18 protein-coding genes are annotated in these 20,121 nt (G+C 42.9%); 15 read left to right on the forward strand and 3 right to left on the reverse strand.

Annotated elements, in window-relative coordinates:
- The first annotated feature begins 76 nt into the window (after positions 1–76).
- The 13 genes from DSBG_RS01045 to DSBG_RS01105 all read left to right on the forward strand — a co-directional run bounded on the left by DSBG_RS01045 (position 77) and on the right by DSBG_RS01105 (position 13,372).
- Positions 77–1,003 carry an ABC transporter ATP-binding protein gene (locus DSBG_RS01045; protein WP_068962379.1) on the forward strand — a complete coding sequence of 309 codons (927 nt, stop codon included), beginning with the start codon at positions 77–79 and terminating at the stop codon, positions 1,001–1,003.
- 20 nt (positions 1,004–1,023) lie between these two features.
- Positions 1,024–1,803 carry an ABC transporter permease subunit gene (locus DSBG_RS01050; RefSeq protein WP_083236667.1) on the forward strand — a complete coding sequence of 260 codons (780 nt, stop codon included), beginning with the start codon at positions 1,024–1,026 and terminating at the stop codon, positions 1,801–1,803.
- 538 nt (positions 1,804–2,341) lie between these two features.
- Positions 2,342–3,427 carry a class I SAM-dependent methyltransferase gene (locus tag DSBG_RS01055; protein WP_068962381.1) on the forward strand — a complete coding sequence of 362 codons (1,086 nt, stop codon included), beginning with the start codon at positions 2,342–2,344 and terminating at the stop codon, positions 3,425–3,427.
- A gap of 5 nt (positions 3,428–3,432) precedes the next feature.
- A complete protein-coding gene (locus tag DSBG_RS01060) occupies positions 3,433–4,242 on the forward strand; it encodes an ABC transporter permease subunit (protein WP_068962382.1) in 810 nt (269 codons plus the stop codon).
- A gap of 243 nt (positions 4,243–4,485) precedes the next feature.
- Positions 4,486–5,478, forward strand: coding sequence for an ABC transporter substrate-binding protein (locus DSBG_RS01065; RefSeq protein WP_068962383.1), 993 nt, complete (start codon positions 4,486–4,488; stop codon positions 5,476–5,478).
- A 138-nt stretch (positions 5,479–5,616) separates the two neighbouring features.
- Entirely contained in the window at positions 5,617–6,372 is a 756-nt protein-coding gene (locus DSBG_RS01070) for an ABC transporter ATP-binding protein (protein WP_068962384.1), read from the forward strand.
- Positions 6,369–7,142, forward strand: a complete 774-nt coding sequence (locus tag DSBG_RS01075) for an ABC transporter permease (protein ID WP_068962385.1) — start codon at positions 6,369–6,371, stop codon at positions 7,140–7,142. The genes DSBG_RS01070 and DSBG_RS01075 overlap by 4 nt, the downstream gene beginning before the upstream one ends.
- A 43-nt stretch (positions 7,143–7,185) precedes the next feature.
- A complete protein-coding gene (locus DSBG_RS01080) occupies positions 7,186–8,082 on the forward strand; it encodes an FAD binding domain-containing protein (RefSeq protein ID WP_068962386.1) in 897 nt (298 codons plus the stop codon).
- 50 nt (positions 8,083–8,132) lie between these two features.
- Complete coding sequence (locus tag DSBG_RS01085; RefSeq protein WP_068962387.1) at positions 8,133–9,536, forward strand: sigma-54 interaction domain-containing protein; 1,404 nt, start codon at positions 8,133–8,135, stop codon at positions 9,534–9,536.
- A gap of 303 nt (positions 9,537–9,839) precedes the next feature.
- A complete protein-coding gene (locus tag DSBG_RS01090; RefSeq protein ID WP_068962388.1) occupies positions 9,840–10,496 on the forward strand; it encodes an ABC transporter permease in 657 nt (218 codons plus the stop codon).
- Positions 10,497–10,555: 59 nt separating this feature from the next.
- Entirely contained in the window at positions 10,556–11,671 is a 1,116-nt protein-coding gene (locus DSBG_RS01095; protein WP_068962389.1) for a betaine/proline/choline family ABC transporter ATP-binding protein, read from the forward strand.
- Positions 11,672–12,316 carry an ABC transporter permease gene (locus DSBG_RS01100; RefSeq protein WP_068962390.1) on the forward strand — a complete coding sequence of 215 codons (645 nt, stop codon included), beginning with the start codon at positions 11,672–11,674 and terminating at the stop codon, positions 12,314–12,316.
- 111 nt (positions 12,317–12,427) lie between these two features.
- Complete coding sequence (locus tag DSBG_RS01105) at positions 12,428–13,372, forward strand: glycine betaine ABC transporter substrate-binding protein (RefSeq protein WP_068962391.1); 945 nt, start codon at positions 12,428–12,430, stop codon at positions 13,370–13,372.
- A gap of 136 nt (positions 13,373–13,508) precedes the next feature.
- Here the strand turns inward: DSBG_RS01105 and DSBG_RS01110 are convergent, their stop codons facing one another.
- The 3 genes from DSBG_RS01110 to proV are packed head-to-tail and all read right to left on the reverse strand — an operon-like array spanning position 13,509 to position 16,512.
- Entirely contained in the window at positions 13,509–14,423 is a 915-nt protein-coding gene (locus tag DSBG_RS01110; protein ID WP_068962392.1) for a glycine betaine ABC transporter substrate-binding protein, read from the reverse strand.
- A gap of 12 nt (positions 14,424–14,435) precedes the next feature.
- Positions 14,436–15,317, reverse strand: coding sequence for an ABC transporter permease (locus tag DSBG_RS01115; RefSeq protein ID WP_068962393.1), 882 nt, complete (start codon positions 15,315–15,317; stop codon positions 14,436–14,438).
- Positions 15,286–16,512 (reverse strand): glycine betaine/L-proline ABC transporter ATP-binding protein ProV, encoded by a 1,227-nt coding sequence (gene proV, locus DSBG_RS01120; protein ID WP_068962394.1) that lies wholly within the window; start codon positions 16,510–16,512, stop codon positions 15,286–15,288. The genes DSBG_RS01115 and proV overlap by 32 nt, the downstream gene beginning before the upstream one ends.
- Before the next feature lie 628 nt (positions 16,513–17,140).
- On the opposite strand from proV, the gene DSBG_RS01125 reads away from it, so the two are divergent.
- Together DSBG_RS01125 and DSBG_RS01130 are read left to right on the forward strand one after the other, a co-directional pair.
- On the forward strand, positions 17,141–18,598 hold the full coding sequence (locus tag DSBG_RS01125) for a trimethylamine methyltransferase family protein (protein ID WP_068962395.1): 1,458 nt from the start codon (positions 17,141–17,143) through the stop codon (positions 18,596–18,598).
- Between the two features lie 46 nt (positions 18,599–18,644).
- On the forward strand, positions 18,645–20,099 hold the full coding sequence (locus DSBG_RS01130) for a trimethylamine methyltransferase family protein (protein ID WP_068962396.1): 1,455 nt from the start codon (positions 18,645–18,647) through the stop codon (positions 20,097–20,099).
- The last annotated feature ends 22 nt before the right edge of the window (positions 20,100–20,121 follow it).

The following is a 20,121-nucleotide window of genomic DNA, read 5'->3' on the forward strand; positions in this document are numbered from 1 at the left end:
ATCTTGTATTAGAGCGATTTATAGTGAAATTAGAGGTAGAAAGCAAACAAATATCTTAATAGGGCGGAGATTATAGATGATTAAGGTTGAAGGAATAACCAAACTATATCCAAAAGATAACGATAGAACTAAGTGGAAAGAAACTAACAAGATTAGAGGAATTAAAGACGTAACGTTCCAAGTCAATCAAGGAGAAGTATTTGGCTTTTTGGGTCCCAATGGTGCGGGGAAGACAACAATGATTCGTCATCTTATGGGTTTTATAAAACCAGATGCTGGGTTTGCTCAGATTAAGGGGCTAGATTGCTGGAAAAATTCCTTGGCTGTAAAGGCGATCGTGAGTTATCTACCAGGCGAGATGAATTTCCTGGAGCAGATGTCTGGCCTAGAGTTTTTAAATCTGATGTCAGGAATGCATGGGGATCGACCGATTTACCAGAAACGCCGAGATGTCCTTAGTGAACGCTTAGATCTGAATCTAAAACAGCCTATTAAAAAAATGTCTAAAGGAATGAAACAAAAATTAGGAATCATTTACGCGCTGATGTTAGATTCTGAGGTTCTAATTTTAGACGAACCGACTTCAGGTTTAGATCCGCTTATGCAAAAAGTATTTGTTGATTTGGTTTTGAAAGAAAAATGTCAGGGAAAGACTATTTTTATTTCCTCGCATTTGTTTCCTGAGGTGGAGCGGACCTGTGATCGGGTGGGAATCATTCGGGACGGTAAATTGGCTGCGGTGGAGGACATTCAAAAACTTCGGCAGGCTCAGCACAGAACCTTTGATATAACGGTTGAAGATGAAGGGCAAGTACAACTTCTTCGTGAGCGCGGCTTAGCAATTGTCGCGGTTAAGGGAACTGGTCTATCGGTCAAAGTACAGGGAGATTTAAACCCGCTTTTAAGTGGACTCGCACAAGTGAATGTAAAGGAGTTTTCTCAGAAGACGACAGAATTAGAAGAAGCGTTCATGCATTTTTATGAAGGGGAGGGACGTTTCTGAATCAGACATTATTTTGCGCTATGCTTAAACGACAGGGCAAGAAAGCGATAAACTACGCAACGGGGCTATCGTTCTATAATCTTCTATTGATCGGAGTCTATCCTACAATTTCTCAGTCTATGGTCGCGACTGAATTAGCGATGAATTTGCCGAATTCTGTGAAACGTGTCTTTGGGGTTTCTTCAGCAAGTGAACTTAATCGCTTCGAGTCCTATGTTTCTACCCAATGCTTTGGCCGAGTTTGGTTGCTTGTGATGGGAATTTATTCGATAAGTACGGCTGATGCTTTAATCACAAAATTGGTTGATCAGGGAGCGATGGCTTACCTTTTATCTTCTCCGGTGGGGCGACAAGAGGTGTTTTTTACTCAAGTAGCTGTACTGGTGAGTGGATTGGCCTTGCTGATGGGCTTAACTGTGCTGGGGATTTGGGGAGAAATGACGTTGTTTCATATTCCGATCGATGTATGGTCATATTTTCGCCTGGGGATCCTGGGATTTGCTCTGTTTTCAGCGGTTGGCGCCTACAGCTTATTTTTCTCGGTCTTATTTGATGTAGAAGAGTGTACAATTTTGAGTGCTTCCAGTCTCACCTTTTTATGTTATGCTCTGGATGTCTGTTCAGATCTTAATGATCGATTTTCCTGGGTTAAAAAACTGACGATATTTGGTTGGGTTAGACCCCAAGAAGTTTTGGATGGTGAGGTGCCTACCATCCCAACCCTCGGATTGTTCGGACTTTCAACTATTTTCATTTTGCTTGCTGGATATATTTTTAGCAAGAAAGATATCCACGTTTAAGAAAGTTATACTTTTAGACTAGGATAAAGAAAACTTGGCTGGCGCCAAGCCTTAGCGAAGGCGGCTGCCTAGTTGCTCTTATGCTTAGAAAGTATATAACGAAGTTTATACTTTCTGATAGTATAAAGAAAACCCGGCTTCGCCAAGCCTTGGCGAAGGCGAAACCGTTGGTTACACTTATGCTACAGACGACACGAAGACACTGTCTTCGCACGAGTTAAACCATCTTGAAGACACTGTCTTCGCACGTATTAGCCTTCTTGCAGTATGCAACGAAGTTATTCTTTCTGATTAAGTATGAGAAAAGCGAAAAGCGCAGCCTTTTGATGCAAGTCAAAGGGCTTTTCCTAAAGGTATTGAATACTTTAACATACATGCACAAAAGAATTTTGTCCTGACATAGTATATTTTGTAGGGAGTTCGTTAATTAGATCCTTAATCTAATTTTAGAGATAAGTATAAAGCCCCTGTTTCTTAACAGGGGCTTTATAGTAGATCGATTGCGAAGAATTGTGGATGAGCAAAAGGAGGAACGATTTTGGACGCAGGCATGTTGGCATTGCTCGGTAAAACCACAGCCCTAATGGAGCATCTGGGTTTTTTATGGGTCGTGCAGACTGGCATGGAGTTAAATCTCTGGGCAGAATTAGAACGAGACGGAAGCATAGATGATCTAATGGCCCTCCATCCGGGCTGGGACAAGATTCTCTTGGATCACTGGTTAGAACAGGCTTATTGCCAGGACTTACTCATCAAAAATAATGGATACTTCCGAGTTACTAAACTGGGAAAGGCAATCAATAAATACAGAAATAGTGGATTAGAGGCCCTGTATAAGGAGCTAGTAAGTCATTGGGGCATAGAGTTTGCAGAGCTTCCGCAGCTCATAACCAATCAAAAGGAGAAATTAGCCTTTGGTTCCGACATGGAGGAAGAATTAATTTCTAAAGCCTCTTTAGCCTCAGAGCCCTTTGTCTGGCCATTTTTGCGGTCTAAATGCCAGCGAGAGAAATGGCAAAAAGTCTTGGATCTTGGCTGTGGGGAAGGGTTGTATTTAAATAAGCTTGCTTGTGAATTTCCGCTCCTACACGGTGTAGGCCTTGAAATGAATCCTGTTGTCGCGTCTAGAGCACAGGAGCGCGCCAAAGAGACTGGGGGGCGAATCCATATTCTTTGCGAGGATATTTTATCACTTAGGAATTTACACGATAGGAAACAGCAAGAAAATGAACTGCTTGCAGATGCAGAGAGACTTCTTGATGAGTCAGGAACGTTTGATCTTTGCCTACTAAATAACAGTATTTACTACTTTACGCCAGAACAAAGAATTCAGCTCCTAGAGAGTATTAAAGGGTTACTGACTCCAGGTGGGCAAGTGGGGATATTAACAGCTGTGCGAAAGGGTGAACCGATTCGAGTATTTCGGACACATGTGCCGCAGAATCTGATGAGTTTCTTCCTGGCTTGCCACCAGGGATTTCAAGGGTTACCAACTGAACAAGAAATTCTTACGCTTCTGCAGCAAACGGGCTACACAGATGTGAACATTTCGGTTATGCCTTTGGGAACCTCCCATTATTTCTTTGCCAAATGCTCTCATGAGTGTTCAGAAATGTCGAGGTAACTTCGATGAATGACACATTGTATAGGGTAATGCTCAGACAAGAGGGTAAAAAAGTTATCGGTTACTCGTTGGGATTGGCTCTCTACGAATGGATAGTTACCTGGATTTATCCTATCATTATCCAGTCGCCAGCTATTGAGGAAATCCCGAAAAGTTTTCCCTCCGGAGTTAAACGAGCGTTTGGCGTCTCAACGGGGGAAGAAGTTGACCTGTCCTATGAGGCTTATATCTCGGCGCAACTGTTTGGTCGGATATGGACGCTGATTATTTCCTTTTATGGAATAAACTCAGCAAATGCCTTAGTGGCCCAACCAGTCGAACAGGGCTTCATGGCTTATCCCTTATCTTCACCAGTTTCGCGTTCCGAGATTCTAAATACCCAAATAGGAGTACTTTTGACGGAGTTAGCCTTGGTAACCGGCTCCACGCTAAGCGGGATATATATAGCAACAAGGCATTTCAATTTATCGATTGCAAGGTGGCAATACTTCCGACTGGGAATCCTAGCCTTCAGTTTAGGTTCAGCAATTAGTGCTTACAGCCTGTTATTGGCAGTGCTCTTCGATACCAAAGAAGAGTCGGAGCGCTGGGCGAGTGCCTTAACATTTGCATTTTATGGGTTGGATGTGGTTTCAAGCCTAAGTGATCGTTTTTCTGGATTGAGATACCTCACTCCATTTGGGCTGTTTCGGCCTCAGGAGGTCCTCCAAGAGAAGGTTCTGCCAACAAAGGAAATTTTGGTATTGGGTGCAATTACGGGGGTGAACTTGGTTCTAGCAGGAATATTGTTTTCTCGGAAGGATCTGATGGTCTGAGTGTAGGGGGGCGGATCCAAACAAAAAGTATAAATTTTAAGGCGCTAAAAAGTGGCATTGCTGAAATTAAAGTTGGTAGTCTCCTAATGCTAAGGACTATCGACTTTTTTTTGACTTTTCTATAGCAACAAGTTACTTGATACCAAACAACAATGCAGGCAAAAAGGAAAACTTAACTTTCTGTCGAAACTAAATAAATATACATAGGGGAAGAAATAAAATGAGTAGGAGTGTCGAGAATAAATGAGAAAACGTAGTTTCAGATTTAGTGTTTTAGGGATTAATTGTATTGTTCTTATTCTAGCGATGGTTGTTTCCGGTTGCGCAGCAACTAAGACCCCTGCTAATAATCAACCTGCGAAGAGCTTAGGGAAAACGGTAAAAATTGGGGTATTGCCAATTGAAGATAATTTACCGTTCTATGTTGCCGAAAAAGATGGACTCTTTGCAAAAGAAGGGGTTACCGTCGAATTAGTTAACTTTGCTAGCGCCATAGAACGGGATACTGCATTGCAAGCTGGGCAAATTGATGGAGAAGTAGCGGACATGGTGGCCGTGGCATTGTTAAAGAAAATTGGTACCGATGTGAAGATTGCTTCAATAGGGCTTGGAGCAACTCCTAAGGAAGGGCGTTTTGCAATCTTGTCTTCTCCCAAGTCGAGTATTAAAGATCTGGCTGGTTTGAAAGGAGCAACCCTAGGGATCTCGCAGAACTCGATTATTGATTATGTCAGTGATCAAATGCTCCTGGATAAAGGGGTCATGTTAAACGATGTGACGAAGATGTCAATCCCTAAAATGCCGGTGCGCTTAGATATGTTGCTATCGGATCAGATTAATACCGCTTGTCTTCCCGATCCTTTAGCATCTCTAGCTGTAGCCAAGGGGGCGCATCTGATAATAGATGATACGTACCGGAATATTTCGCAGACTGTTTTCTTATTTCGAACCCAAAGTATTCAGGAGAACCCCGAAGGGATTAAAGCTGCCGTACGGGTTTATGGTGCTGCTGGACAAGCGTTAAGTAAAAATTCTGATCAATATCGCAGTCTTTTTTTGGAAAAAGCTCAAGTTCCTACTGAGCTAAAGCAAAGCTATCAAACGCCGACCTTCTCAAAGCTCCAACTTCCAACTGAGGAAGAAATCAATAGTATTATGAAGTGGATGCTCGCTAAAAAGCTCATTCCTCAAGCTTATAGCTATCAAGATTTAGTGGATCCCAGTCTCCTACCATAATCGAGGTTCGATAATCGAGGTTCGTTGTTTCGATATTGTTGTCGGCTACACTTTGAGAGCCTTCCATTTCGGACTTCGAACGTCGAGTCTGGCCTCTGGCATCTGAACTCTGACTTCTGATTAAGGAGCGAATAACCTGTGATTGAAATTTCTGATTGTAATCTAGCTTATGTTCAAGGAGCGTCACAGGTCCAGGTCTATGACGATTTTAGTTTGAAGGTTGAACCAGGAGAAAGCGTTGTCTTAATTGGCCCATCCGGCTGCGGTAAAAGCACGCTTCTTTATCTCTTAGCCGGGTTGCTTCAACCAACAGGCGGGGAGATCAGGATTTGGGGCGAACAGGTGGTGGGTGCAAGGCAGAAAACAGCCTTTATCCTGCAAGAATATGGACTCTTTCCTTGGCTTAATGTTGAGCAAAATGTTTGTTTGGGTTTGCGAGTTCGGCATATACCGAAGCGGAAGTATCAGAGAGCAGTCGAAGAAATGATTAATAAAATGGGCTTGTGGGAAGTGAAACATCATTTTCCTAGTCAGTTGAGCGGAGGGCAAAGACAGAGAGTGGCTTTGGCAAGAGCTTTAACTTTACAACCCGATCTGCTTTTAATGGATGAGCCTTTGTCGGCACTTGATGCCTTGACTCGTGAACGATTGCAAAAACTCTTATTAGAAATCTGGCAGGAACAGAAGCTAACGACTGTTTTAGTTACACATAGTATTGAAGAGGCGGTATTTCTAGGTAGTCGTATCTTAGTATTGGCAGATGGTCGCCCCACTCAGGTCATGGGCGAAATCCTTAATCCTCTCGTTGGGCAAAGTGGCTATCGTCAGACGTCCGAGTTTTTTCAGAAGACGAGCTATGTCCGTTCTCTCTTAGAAGGGGGGATGGTCGGATGATCCAACGAGGGAGAAGATTTCAGAGACAGTTCTATGGGTATTTGGGGGCTGCCTTATTTCTGATAGCATTCTGGCAGTATGTAGCCTGGACTTTAAAAACTCCAATGTTACCGACACCTCGGGCTGCTGTAAGTGCCACCTCACGATTGCTGTCAGAAGCTAATCTTGGAAGACACCTTTGGGTCAGCACCTATCGAGTCGTTCTTTCAACTTTACTCTCGTTACTGCTTGGTCTTCCTCTAGGATTGATTATGGGGCATGAACGGCGAATTGACCGATTTTTGGCCCCTTTGGTTTATATTACATATCCGATTCCGAAGATCGTCTTTCTTCCTCTGATCCTCTTGTTTCTCGGACTAGGAGATCGTTCGAAAATCTTTCTCATTACATTTATTGTCTTTTTTCAGATTTTAGTGACCACACGCGATGCTGTTCGTAAAGTGCCCGCTGAAACGGTTTCATCGCTGCGTTCTCTGGGTGGAAACCGAGTGCAAGTCTATCGGTACGTGCTCTTGCCTGCGAGTTTGCCTGATGTTTTGACGTCGCTTCGTCTGAGCATGGGTACAGCGATTGCTGTTTTGTTCTTCGCTGAGTCGTTTGCTACGACCGAAGGGTTAGGTTATTTTATTATGGATTCGTGGAGTCGTGCGGCACCGGATGAGATGTTTGCTGGAATCATAATGATGGCGCTACTCGGAGTCAGTTTGTTTATTGTCGTAGATCTCTTGGAAACGATCCTTTGCCGTTGGCAACATGTCAAAGGAAACTGAGCGAATGTAAGCAAAGGGTTCTTAACGTATGGAGGGATATTTCATGAGGCCAAAATTTAAGTTCGCCTGTCCAAGGAGTATCACAGAAGTTAAAGAGACCCTTTCCCTAATCCAGGAAGAGGCAGTTTTTATCAGCGGGGGCACGGATCTTGTAATACAATTAAATAGCGGACAGCTTAAACCAGCTTGGCTCATTGACCTGTCTCAAATTCCGGAGCTTAATTATATAAAGGAAGCAGAAGGCAGGTTAAGAATAGGGAGTGCGACAACTTTCACCCAAATCAGTGGGAGCAGTCTGGTTAGGGAGAAGGCCAGATGTCTGGGACAAGCAGCTGCACAAGTTGGTTCCACTCAGATCCGCAACAGGGCGACCCTAGGTGGAAATATAGCCAAAGCCTCGCCAGCAGGAGATAGCCTGCCAGCATTGCTGGCACTTGAAGCTTGGGTAAGTATTCTTGGACCGCAGGGATTAAGGAGAGTATCCTTTGCTCAGCTACAAGCAGGGAGCGGCGCAGGTTTACAGGCTAAAGAGTTGATAACGGAGATCGATTTCCCGTTATATAAGGCCCAGAAAGAAGTACAGATCTTCAGCGGCTTTGTCAAAGTGGGCAGTCGTTCTGCAGTGACGATTGCTCGTCTGAATATGGCGCTGAGGGTTGAAATTGACTCGGGAAATAAACAGATCAGGGAAGCGAGATGGGTGGTAGGTGCCTTAGGGCGGACCCCATTTCGCCTTGAGAAGTTAGAACTAACATTACAAGGAAAGAAAGTTAATCAGGATCTGGCACAGGAGATTGCTGACTGTCTTTCACAAGCTGTCGATCAGGCAATCCCTGGTCGGCATTCACAGGAGTATAAACGCGTGGCTATACAAGGGTTAGGTTATGATCTTCTGTATGATATGTTTCCGGAGCAGATGGTTATCAGTCTTGGCCAATAAATAAGGACAGAATTGGAAGATTTAACAATAGACTTAAAGAGAGGTAACATATGCTCGATGATGTTTTGGTTAAAACGTTTAGTCATATTTTTGATTCGATTGAAGAAGGCGTAATTGTTACTGACCGTCATGGCAAAATAATTTTCTACAATTCTGAGATGGCCAAATTAGAAGAATTAGTATCTGAAAACGTCGTGGGTAAATATTTAACCGAAGTATATGATGCGGTTACGTCAGAAAGCAGTGAACATTTAACAGCAGTTCTAACTGGAGAGCCAGTTCTAGAAAAAAATAAAACTTATTTCACAAATAAAGGGAAAGAGGTCAACATAGTAGCAAGTACTTATCCGGTGATCGAAAACAGAGAGGTTATTGCCGTATACTCGGTGTGTAAAGATATTACCAAGTTTAAAGAACTGTTGACTAAAACGATGCAATTTCAGGATCAAATTGGATCGGATGGGCGTCAGCGTGATAATGGTACTCGTTATACATTTGAATCGATCAACTTTGTTAGTTCTGCCATGCAGGAAATGGTTGTTTCGGCAAAGAAAGCAGCAGTGGCCGACGGGTTTATTTTAGTCTTTGGAGAAACGGGAACCGGTAAGGAATTATTAGTTCAAGCAATTCATAATTACAGCTCCCGCAAAAAGGAGCCCTTCGTGGCGATTAACTGTGCTGCGATTCCGGAAACTTTGTTGGAAAGTATTCTTTTTGGTACGGCCAAAGGAGCTTTTACAGGGGCCGTAGAATCTAAGGGTCTGTTTCAACAAGCTGGGAATGGAACTTTGTTTTTGGACGAACTTAATTCTCTGAATAGCGCACTACAGGCTAAACTTTTGCGGGTGTTGCAAGAAAAAATGGTAAGGCGGGTTGGCGGGACGATGGAAATTCCTGTCCACTGCCGAGTTATCAGTTCTACCAATGTAGATCCTTGGGAAGCGGTGAATAATGGTATTTTGCGCAAAGACCTTTTCTATCGACTGGCGGTCATTACTCTTTACGTTCCTCCCTTAAAAGACCGGCAAGAAGATATTGAGGCTTTAATCCATTATTTCATGAAAAAATATCAAAGAATTTATGGATTGAGAAATGTTTCCATGAACGATAAGTTAAAGGACGTGTTTATGAGATATCAATGGCCGGGTAATGTGCGCGAATTAGAACACATTATTGAAAGTGCTATGAACATGCTGGATGGCCGGAAAGTTATCACAATTGACCATTTGCCGCATTACCTAAAATCCAAGTTTCTCAGACAAGATGGAACAATTTCAGAAATTTATAAAAAAGGTTCTGGGACATTAGCTCATGTTTTGCGCGAGACCGAAACGCAGGTACTGAGAGAAGCTTTGAAAAATCATCACGGAAATATCACCAAGGCTGCTGAGTCTATAGGAATAGCGCGCCAAAATCTCCAATATCGCATGAGAAAATTAGGGATTGAGGTTTAAAATGCCGAATATCGCGATCAAATGGGCATAAAATTTTGGCGACTAAATTTTATGCCCATGCCCATAAGTACGCCATTAAAGGGCTGTCAGCTTTTTTTGAGCAAATATTTTTTGCACCGTTCTTATAAGCTAAAAGACTAGATGTCGATCCTACCATTAATTTAAAAAGTGGCATGGTTCTTGCGTCAGATTACTATAACTCGCGTATTAGGTTAAATCTTAAGAAAAGGGTCTCAGATAGTTACCAAAAGGCCTAGTTTCATCGAATTTGGCTAAAATGTGAAGAAGGAGGGGTGATGGCGAGTGACCTTAGAGGATTTTATTAATTTTTTCACAAAGAATACTGGGACGATTATAGAATATACTGAAAATCATTTTACGCTTGTTTTATCAGCAGTGGCAATTTCCCTTGTGATCTGGGTGCCTATTGGCTTGCTATTAACGAAAAACGACAAATGGGCTGCTCGGGTCCTTGCTTTGGCGAATACAATTTTCTGTATTCCCAGTTTATCTATGTTTGCTATTTTAGTAGCCATCCCTACCTTTGGATTAGGACGGAAATCAGCTTTGTTCGCTTTGGTTCTGTATGCGATGATGCCTTTAATTCGAAATGTTTACGATGGGGTTAAAAATGTTGATCGCAATGTTATTGAAGCGGCTAGAGGGATGGGTATGAGTTCGGGAAGGATTATGCGCGAAATTCTTTTGCCTCTGGGTATCCCGATAATTTTTGCTGGTTTTCGGATAACCGTTGTCATGACTACGGGCATAGCGGCCATAGCTACCTACATCGGGGAACGTAACTTAGGACGCTTTATTTCGGAAGGCCTTGTCCGATCAAATACTCCCATGATGGTCACAGGAGCACTGATTATCTCCTTAATTGCCATTGGGTTAGACACAATCCTTGGGGTTATTGAGAAAAGGATTGTTCCCCGAGGATTAAGAATTAACCGCTAGTTCCTCTTCAAATAGATGTTCTAACAGAGGGCAAGATAAAGTGGGCAAGGGGGATCTTGATGATAGAATTGAAGCAAGTGACGAAACAGTATCCTGGCCAAGCGCTGCCAGCAGTGGACCAATTATCTCTCTCCATACCGGAGGGAGAGATTTGTGTATTAGTAGGTCCCTCTGGTTGCGGGAAAAGTACAACTTTACGCATGATTAACCGCATGATCGAACCTACGTCTGGGTCGATCAAAATTAATGGAAACGATGTAATGAATACGGACTCGGATCAGTTGAGAATGGGTATTGGCTATGTGATTCAGCAGATCGGCCTTCTGCCGCACCGGACGATTGCCGAAAACATTGCCATCGTACCCCGGTTATATAAATGGCCGAAGGATAAGATTAAGAAACGTGTTGAAGAACTTATAGTAATGATGGGCCTTGACCCGGAAAAGACTCGGGATAAATACCCGTCACAACTCAGTGGTGGACAAATGCAGAGAGTCGGTGTAGCCCGAGCTATGGCAGTCGATCCTCCCATCATGCTTATGGATGAACCCTTCGGAGCAGTTGATCCTATAGCCCGTACCCATTTGCAAGATGAATTCCTGCGTTTGCAAAAGGAGATTAAGAAAACCATCGTCTTTGTGACGCATGACATTAACGAAGCTATCAAGATGGGAGATAAAATTGCCATCTTTAATGCTGGAGAGTTAGTTCAATTTGGAACTCCGGAAGACATTCTAACGAATCCAAAGAATGATTTCGTGGAGAACTTTATTGGTCATGATCGGGTTGTCAAAAAGTTGAACTTGTTTCATGTAGAAGAAGCGATGCAACCGGTTGGGTGTATTGTGAGAGAACATGAATTACAGGGTGCTGCCCAAAAAATGAGGGATACAGGGGCAGAAGTAGCTTTTCTTCTAAATGAAGCAGGTATAAGCTGTGGGCACATCACCTTAGCGGATTTTGGCGAGTCAGGGGATGACTCGGAAAGGTTAAAAAAAAGGGTTCTGCGTACGGAGAAGGCTTTTGTCCAAACGACAACATCCCTACCAGATGCGCTCTCTCGTTTGCTGGAATATGATGTTGATTATCTTGGGATTCTGAAAGGCGAAGAACTGCGTGGAATGCTCTCTTTCAAAGACATTCGGAAACATGTCTATCGGAAAGAGGGTGAGTAGATGACTTGGGAGAATTTCAGGTTCGCTCTTTTTGAAAAGGCGCCAGAAGCTCTGTTAGAGCATTCTCTGATCGTGGTGGTCACCATAACTATAGCGATTCTGATCTCTGTACCGCTCGGGATATTCTTAACCCGTCCAAAATTTAAAAGGTTCGGTCTGGTTACCCTTAACTTACTGAACGTTTTACAAGCTATTCCTGGATTAGCGATTATTGCTTTGGCATTGCCAATTCTAGGATTAGGAATAAAACCCGCCGTGCTGGCTTTATTATTTCAGAGTCTGTTACCAATCGTCAGAAATACAATCGCTGGTATCATAGGGGTTAGCCCTGATGTGAAGGAAGCAGCTTCCGGGATGGGGATGTCCAAAGGAAAGATTTTATTCGAGGTGGAAATCCCTTTGGCCATGCCGATCATTCTCAGCGGTATTCGAACAGCAACCGTTTATGTTGTCAGTATGGGTACCCTAGCATCTCTTATTGGGGCAGGTGGTTTGGGTAATTTAATTATGGGGGGATTGTCTCTCTTTCGGCCCGAATACTTAATTGTTGGAGCAGGGCTTGGTGCTATCATGGCCATTTTCTTGGATCGGTTGTTAAGTTATCTTGAGTTACGTATCACTCCACCAAGCACGTGGGTTGAATAACAAGGCCAGTTTAATGAAACTGAAAGGAGGGGAGAAACTATTAGAAATTAAAAAGTGAAAAAAAGGTTCGAAGGAGATAGACAATCAAAATTTAAAGAAGGAGGAGTGTACATGAAGAAAAGATTTTTATTTGGCCTTATAGCCGTCTTGTCCTTAGTACTTGCTTTTGGAGGGGTAGTGGGCTGCAGTTCACAGAAGACGACGGAGGGTAACGCTAATAACGCCAAAAAAGGACCTACTATTAAGATTTCTTCTAAGACTTTTACGGAAGCTTCACTCTTAGGAACACTTAGCTTACAGTATCTAAAAGGTCTGGGATACCCAGTGGAAAACAAGATGGGGTTAGGAGAACTGGCTGTTATCCGTCCAGCTCTGACATCTGGACAAATCGATATGTACTGGGAGTATACTGGTACAGGTGTGATCAACTTAATGAAACATGACCCTGTGTTTGATGCGAAAGAAAGCTATACGCTCATTAAAGACTGGGATGAAAAGAACGGCATCGAGTGGCTGGATTATGCACCACTAAATGATACTTATGGAATCGTCGTTCGCTCGGATATTGCTGAAAAGTATAACTTGAAAACGACCTCTGACTATGTTGCCCAAGTGAAAAAAGGTGAACACTTGAAATTCGTCAGCTTCCCAGAATGGGATGGCAGAGCGGATGGTTTGCCATCATTTGAAAAGTCCTATGATTTTAAAATGCCCAAAGACGATCTCGTGGATGTCGCCATGGGGTTAAACTATGACACTCTCAAAGCGAAAAAAGGAGATTTGGCTCTAGCGTTTACCACAGAACCGAGAATTATTACAGATAAGCTCGTTATGCTCGAAGATGATAAAAATGCTTTTCCGGTCTATAATGCTTGCCCTGTTGTAAGAAAGGAAATTGTGGAAGCGTATCCAAATTTGACGGCAGATCTGAAAAAATTGAGCGATCTTCTGGACACTGCAACTATCACAGATTTGAATAAGCAGGCTGACGTTGAGAAAATGTCTATTGAAGAAGTTTCAACTACTTTTTTGAAGAGTAAGGGGTTACTGAAGTAAGGGAAGAAGTGTCTCTGGATCCTACGGCATTAGTGTTCGTTGTGGATTAATAACACAAACAAAGGGTAAGATTCGTAGTATTCTATGAATCTTACCCCTTATTTCTGTTCCTTGTTTAAACTTTTCTTAGTAAAGATTATTTAAACCAACCATCAACTACGGTTTTGTTATCTTCCACCCATTTTTTTGCAGCATCTATTGGCGCCATGCCACCATTGATCATATCTTCAATAGTCCCTATTTGCTTGTCATTCATTTTCATTTTTTTAATCATGTCTGCAACTTCAGGCATTTTTTTACTAAAATCCTTATTGGCAAGGGTTACAATTTGCTCGCTCGCTCCAAAAACATTTTTAGTATCTTCTAAGAACTTTAAGTCATACTTGGCAAACATCCAGTGTGGGCTCCAACCATAAATGACTATCCATTTCTTTTCCCGGTATGCTTTATCCAACGCAGCCATCATAGCAGCTTCAGACCCCGAGACCAATTTGATATTCCAACCATTATCTTTGATCATTTGCCCAATAGTCTTCATAACATTGGCACCGGGATCAATTCCAATAATCTCGCCATTTAATTTATCTTTTTGCGCTCCTATTTCATCGACGGTATTGGTAGTTACATATTTAGGAACAACGAGACCAGATCTAGCCTCACCTTCATACCAACTTCCTGGGAACTTTTCCAATTTGTCCTGATACTTATCCCAATAATTCTTCTGGGTTGTAGGTAACCAGCCATCTAGGTAGAGATCCAAATCCCCCCTACTTAATCCAACAAATAATGGTGCAACGTCAAGAGTTTGTAGCTCCACCTTATAGCCCTTATCCTCAAGAACTGTCTTAACCACATTGCTTATTGCTACGTCTTCTGCCCAGGTTACCATGCCGATTTTTACAGTCCCTTTATCGGTGGGTTGTTGGGCAGTTGGTTCTGGTTGTTTAGAATCTGTAGTTTGTTGTCCGCAACCCGCTAACAAAGATGTGACTAATAATGAGAAAATAACTAATAATCCCAAGACCTTAGAGAATTTCACCTTGTCATTCATTTACATCGCTCCTTACACAGTGTTATTAAATGATTTCTTGAACGTTTTCTTGACAGGTTGCTTTTTATTGATTCGAGCCGTTTGTGAGAAGCCTTGACAAATTCGATCAAGAACCATTGCTAAGATTACCACCCCTAATCCGTTTTCAAAGCCTTTTCCGATATCCATCTGAGAAATTCCTTCGAGTACCCCAGAGCCAAAACCACCTGCTCCGATCATCCCAGCAACAACAACCATTGAAAGCGACAACATCATTGTCTGATTTATACCAGCCATAATCGTCGGCATTGCCAAAGGCAGTTGGATTTTCCAGAGCATTTGGCTGGGAGTTGATCCAAAAGCCTCACCGACCTCCACTAGGTCCTTTGGTACTTGCCTAATTCCCAAGTCCGTCAATCTAATAGCAGGTGGCATTGCAAAGACTACTGTCGCAAAAATAGCTGGTACTGTCCCCAACCCAAAAAACATCAAAGCAGGTATTAGGTAAACGAACGATGGCATAGTCTGCATGACGTCTAATAACGGCGTGAAGATTCTATTAATTGCATTATTTCGTGCAATGATAATTCCGATAGGGATACCAATGGCAATCGATATTATTGCCGAAATAATGACCAAAACCAATGTTTCCAAAAAGGCTGGCCAAAGTAACATATCATAGATCAACAGTAACCCAAGTCCCGAACCTAGCGCTAAACGCCATCCGCGAGCGCGCCAAGCTACAATCATTACAATTAGAATTAGTAACCACCAAGGAACAATATTCAACCCATCTTTCAGTGCATTAATAATTTCACGAATTGAGGTTGAAAAAGCATCAATTACGTGACCATACTTATTAAGTAGCCACTCTACACCTTTGTTAACCCACTGCCCTAACGGTAGACGATACATACTTTGGATCACCTCCTGTGTCGGCTAACGCTGCAAGCACTGAACCCCGTATGATGATTCCAATGAGACGCTTTTCTTCATCGATTACCGCCAAAGGGACCTTGCTTTCAGCAATAACCGATAATATATCTTGTACGAGAACCGTCTCATTAAGGATTGGAACATCCAGCAGTTTGACTTCCTGAAGACTCACGATGCCGGCTTGACGTGCTTCTAGTGCTAAATCCGCAGTGATGAGACCCTGTAAATGTTTGGCGCGATCTACCACGAACACGCTTGAAATACCATGTTCCTTCATGACCCGTAGGGCGACATTTGGACCATCACGCAGTTGTACGAGGGGTTGAGGTCGTTTCATGACGTCTTTCAGGGTTAGAATTTTGGTACGATCAACACCTCGTGTGAATTTAGCAACATAAACATCTGCAGGGTCCCTAAGAATCTCTTCCGGTGTACCCACTTGAACGAGTGAACCGTTTCTTATGAAAGCGATACGGTCGCCTATTTTCAAGGCTTCATTTAAGTCATGAGTAATAAACACGATTGTTTTGTTCATCTTCTGTTGAAGATTGAGTAGCTCATCCTGCATTTCTTCCCGAATGAGAGGATCTAAGGCGCTAAACGCTTCATCCATGAGCAGAATATCGGGATTATTGGTCAAGGCACGAGCTAAGCCAACCCGCTGTTTCATTCCGCCGCTTAATTCATCAGGATAGGAATGTTCCCAGCCGGTTAACCCAACCATTGCCAAGCTTTCCAAGGCTCGTTTTTCTCGCTCTGCTTTACTGACCCCATGGACTTCTAAACCATAAACTGTATTTTGCAGCACAGTTCGATGAGGTAAAAGCGCAAATTGTTGGAATACCATTGCCAATTTCTTTTGTCGAACTTGTCTTAGCTCATGAGACTTTAGTTTGGTAATATCTACACCATCAATGATGACTGCACCTGAGCTAGGTTCGATTAAGCGATTGAGGCAACGAAGAATAGTCGACTTGCCGCTTCCTGAAAGCCCCATGACGACGAAAACTTCACCCTCATTCACATTAAAGCTAATATTATTAACACCGATGCTTAAACCGGTTTCGGCAAGAATGAGTTCTTTGCTCACGCCTTTATCCAGTAAATGCAATGCTTTTTGTGGTTGGGAACTAAAAACCTTAATTAAATTTTTGACTTCAATTTTTATCCCCATAATCTACCTCCTCTCAAAGAGTTTGGGGACTAAAAATGACAACTTAGAATATTCGGACAAGTTGCTTGGATTATTGTACCATTAATAATTATTGTAAGTCAAAACCCTGTGTTAGTGCTAATTAAGCTTCTGCTCCCGTTTTATCAAGCAAAATGGAATTTACTAGCGCATTGTTACATATCCTGCCGCATATGCATACTTCAAAAACATTACAAGTTGTCACTAGCGTTTGAAGAAGTATTTCTGCAAGAGACTGAAGATTTAAATATATATTTAAGTTTACTATGTATATTAGGTGTGAACAAAGATGTGTTTGCTTGCTAAATAAAACAATTGTCCAAGCATCTGCAAAATTTATAGGAGTGCAAATATTTTTTGCCCTTCTATTTGCGTCGTTAAACTAACAGCACTGCAAAATTTTATTGCGGTTAGATTTTGTCTGATTATTTGTTAGGAAATTAGAGCGTTCGAGAACGGCAAGATAAACCCATAATAGTACGGGAAATGCTAGTTCTTTGATAAATTCATGCTTAATTAGTTAATTGGTATAAAAATTGCAACTGTTATAAAACGAGAAGTTTGCACTATGCAAATCAAGATGCAAGACGACAAGAGGAGGATACATCTCATGAAAAAGATTCGCTCCAATAGTATAGAGCAAGCCACGCCAATGCTACGGTGGGTTAGTGAGGGACAGATCGAGGAGATTCATCTCGCGACCTTGGAGGTTCTGGAACGTACTGGGGTTAAAGTGGATCATCCAGAAGCGTTACAGTTGCTAAAAGATGCTGGATGTATCGTTAATGAGCATCGTGTTCGGATTCCAAGCTGGCTGGTAGAAGAATGCATTCGCTTGGCACCGAGAAAAATCGTGGTTGCCAACCGTAAAGGTCAACGAGTTATGCCATTAGAGAAAAATAGAACGTATTTCGGGACTGGCTCGGATCTTCCCTTTACCGTAGATTTGGAAACCGGTGAGCGACGGCGCTCTACAAAGAAGGACGTTGAATTAGCTTGTCGGGTCATGGATTATTTACCCAACTATGATTTTGTTATGAGTTATGCCATTGCTTCAGATCAGAACGCTCCCGTGAGCGACCTACATCAACTGGAAGCGATGGTTTCAAATACTATTAAACCGATGATTGTTACCGCCCATGACGAAATAAACATGCGGGCTCAGTTAGAGATGGCAGTTTTAGTAGCGGGAGGCAGAGAAGAACTTAGAAAAAACCCGTTTCTGGTTCTCTACTCTGAGCCAATCTCTCCATTAGTACACACCAATGATGGTGTTGCCAAGATGTTTGCTTGTTTTGAATATGGAGTGCCTGTAGTTTATACGCCTGGGATTTTGTCTGGGGCTACGACACCAGTCACGAAAGCCGGAACCATTGTTTTAATGAATGCGGAAGCTCTGGCGGGAGTAGTCATGGCTCAATTAAAGCAAAAAGGAGCCCCGATCATTATCGGAGGTGGGGCGACTCCTATGGATATGAGGAGTACGGCAACTTTGTATGGATCTCCGGAAACCATGATGAACTACGCGATTATGACTCAATTATCCCAGTTTTACGGGATTCCAAACTTTACTGAAGCTGGTTGCGTTAATTCACCGGTACCCGATGCTCAGGCCGGAATGGAAGCAGGCACTGGGATCTTGATGGCCCAGTTAATGGGGGCTAATTTAGTCCATGATGTGGGTTATCTGGAAGGTGGAAAAACCGGTTCTTTAACATTCCTTACAATGTGTAATGATTTCATGGATGCCGCGCGTTATATGGGTCGAGGTACACGAATTGATGAGGAGACGCTCGCTGTGGATGTGATCGATGAGGTTGGACCGGGTGGAAACTACGTTGCTCATACCCATACCTTTGAACACTTCCGCTCCGAAATTTGGACCCCTAAGCAGTTCAATCGCTCATTCTGGGATACTTGGGAAGAGCAGGGGTCTAAAACGGTTGAAGATAAAGCTGCTGATTTGGCCAAAGAGATTGTTGCTACCCATACCTCCGAACTGTTAGATGAAACGGTCCGCACAGGAATGAGTCAAATTATTGCAGAAACAGAGGAGCGAAAACAATAAACCCAATGAATTAAGGCCGTTAGGCAGAATGAAGGGGGTACCGAGTATGGGAGTAGGAAGTTCACATGGGAACGGGTTGTTTTTCCGAACGCTTACTGAAAAACAGGCTGAGGAAATTCATCTGGCCAGTTGTCAAATTCTCGAGGAAACAGGAATGATGATTTACCATGAAGAGGCGGTTGAACTTCTTCGACAGGCGGGGGCATTAGTGGAAAACGGTAACCGGGTTTATTTCCCAAGCAGTCTTGTAAAAAAAGCCCTGCAATCCGCACCTTCGCGCGTTACCCTATACAACCGAAATGGGGAAGCGGCGCTCCATTTAGAAGGAGCTAATGTTTATTTTGGTACAGGATCAGATACGATGAATTATCTAGATCCTTTTAGTCAAGAAAGGCGCAGCTGGTGCCAAGAGGATGTGGCTAACGCCATAAAAATCTGTGACAGTCTTCCAAATATCGACTTTGTGATGTCGATGGGCCTTTTGTCAGATGTTGATCCTCACATGATTAATCGCGAACAATATGCCATCATGGTCCAGAATACCGTGAAACCTCAGGTGGTCATAGCTGAAGATGGGGATACCTTAAAAGATATTATCGAGATGGCAGCAGGTGCCGTTGGTGGGAAAGAACGCTTGCGCCAAAAACCACTGTTCATGGTCTACACAGAACCGACCTCTCCCCTCCAGCATCCTAAGGAGTCTGTTGATAAATTATTACTTGCTGCCGAAAATGGGGTTCCAACAAACTTCGCCTGCGGTGGGGTTGCAGGAGCTTCGGTTCCTACGACGGTTGGCGGAGCGTTAGTTCAGGCCAATGCCGAAGCCTTGAGTGGCTTAGTTATTCACCAATTAAAAGCTCCGGGGGCGCCGTTTGTTTACGGTTACGGCAATTCTCCTTTGGATATGCGGACCATGCAAGCGGTATATGGAACTCCCGAAGCGGTGCTTTTCCAAGGAGGAGTTGTCGATCTGGCCCACTACTACCAACTGCCATCTTGGGGGTATGCCGGTTGTTGTAATGCAAAAGTTTGTGATGAACAAGCGATTGTTGAGTCAACAATGTTCACAGTCATGGGTGCACTCCAGGGTTGTAATATAATGCATGATGTATTTTATATGGAATTTGGTTTAACGGGATCGTTGGAGCTACTCGTTATTTCTAACGAAGTTATCGGGCGGACCAGACGATTGCTGAAAGGCATTGATACAGATAAAGAATCCTTAGGGGTTGAGTCGATCATGCGGGTTGGACCGGGAGGTAACTTCCTAGGGGATGAACATACAGCCAAAAATTTCCGAGAAAATTGGCGACCGGAACTCTCAGATTTTAACAGCTTCGAGAATTGGTCAGAGAATGGGAGCAAAACGATGGTTGATCGCGCCAGAGAAAGGATCAAGCATATTCTGGAAACACACCAGCCCGAGCCTGTAACCGCAGAGGTTAAGGAAAGAATTGCTACAGTTCTTAGACAAGCTCATGTAAAATTTGGATCCATTTAATACGTTTATTTAATAATTTAAG

Origin of the sequence: Desulfosporosinus cupriresistens (assembly GCF_001707885.1) — a bacterium.
GTDB lineage: Bacteria > Bacillota > Desulfitobacteriia > Desulfitobacteriales > Desulfitobacteriaceae > Desulfosporosinus.

Excerpts from the sequence above, each read along its gene's own strand:
- DSBG_RS01125 (WP_068962395.1), top strand. The coding sequence starts at position 17,141 with ATGAAAAAGATTCGCTCCAATAGTATAGAGCAAGCCACGCCAATGCTA.
- DSBG_RS01050 (WP_083236667.1), top strand. The coding sequence starts at position 1,024 with ATGCTTAAACGACAGGGCAAGAAAGCGATAAACTACGCAACGGGGCTA.
- DSBG_RS01130 (WP_068962396.1), top strand. The coding sequence starts at position 18,645 with ATGGGAGTAGGAAGTTCACATGGGAACGGGTTGTTTTTCCGAACGCTT.
- DSBG_RS01100 (WP_068962390.1), top strand. The coding sequence starts at position 11,672 with ATGACTTGGGAGAATTTCAGGTTCGCTCTTTTTGAAAAGGCGCCAGAA.
- proV (WP_068962394.1), bottom strand. The coding sequence starts at position 16,512 with ATGGGGATAAAAATTGAAGTCAAAAATTTAATTAAGGTTTTTAGTTCC.
- DSBG_RS01060 (WP_068962382.1), top strand. The coding sequence starts at position 3,433 with ATGAATGACACATTGTATAGGGTAATGCTCAGACAAGAGGGTAAAAAA.
- DSBG_RS01045 (WP_068962379.1), top strand. The coding sequence starts at position 77 with ATGATTAAGGTTGAAGGAATAACCAAACTATATCCAAAAGATAACGAT.
- DSBG_RS01065 (WP_068962383.1), top strand. The coding sequence starts at position 4,486 with ATGAGAAAACGTAGTTTCAGATTTAGTGTTTTAGGGATTAATTGTATT.
- DSBG_RS01105 (WP_068962391.1), top strand. The coding sequence starts at position 12,428 with ATGAAGAAAAGATTTTTATTTGGCCTTATAGCCGTCTTGTCCTTAGTA.
- DSBG_RS01110 (WP_068962392.1), bottom strand. The coding sequence starts at position 14,423 with ATGAATGACAAGGTGAAATTCTCTAAGGTCTTGGGATTATTAGTTATT.
- DSBG_RS01075 (WP_068962385.1), top strand. The coding sequence starts at position 6,369 with ATGATCCAACGAGGGAGAAGATTTCAGAGACAGTTCTATGGGTATTTG.
- DSBG_RS01115 (WP_068962393.1), bottom strand. The coding sequence starts at position 15,317 with ATGTATCGTCTACCGTTAGGGCAGTGGGTTAACAAAGGTGTAGAGTGG.
- DSBG_RS01085 (WP_068962387.1), top strand. The coding sequence starts at position 8,133 with ATGCTCGATGATGTTTTGGTTAAAACGTTTAGTCATATTTTTGATTCG.
- DSBG_RS01095 (WP_068962389.1), top strand. The coding sequence starts at position 10,556 with ATGATAGAATTGAAGCAAGTGACGAAACAGTATCCTGGCCAAGCGCTG.
- DSBG_RS01080 (WP_068962386.1), top strand. The coding sequence starts at position 7,186 with ATGAGGCCAAAATTTAAGTTCGCCTGTCCAAGGAGTATCACAGAAGTT.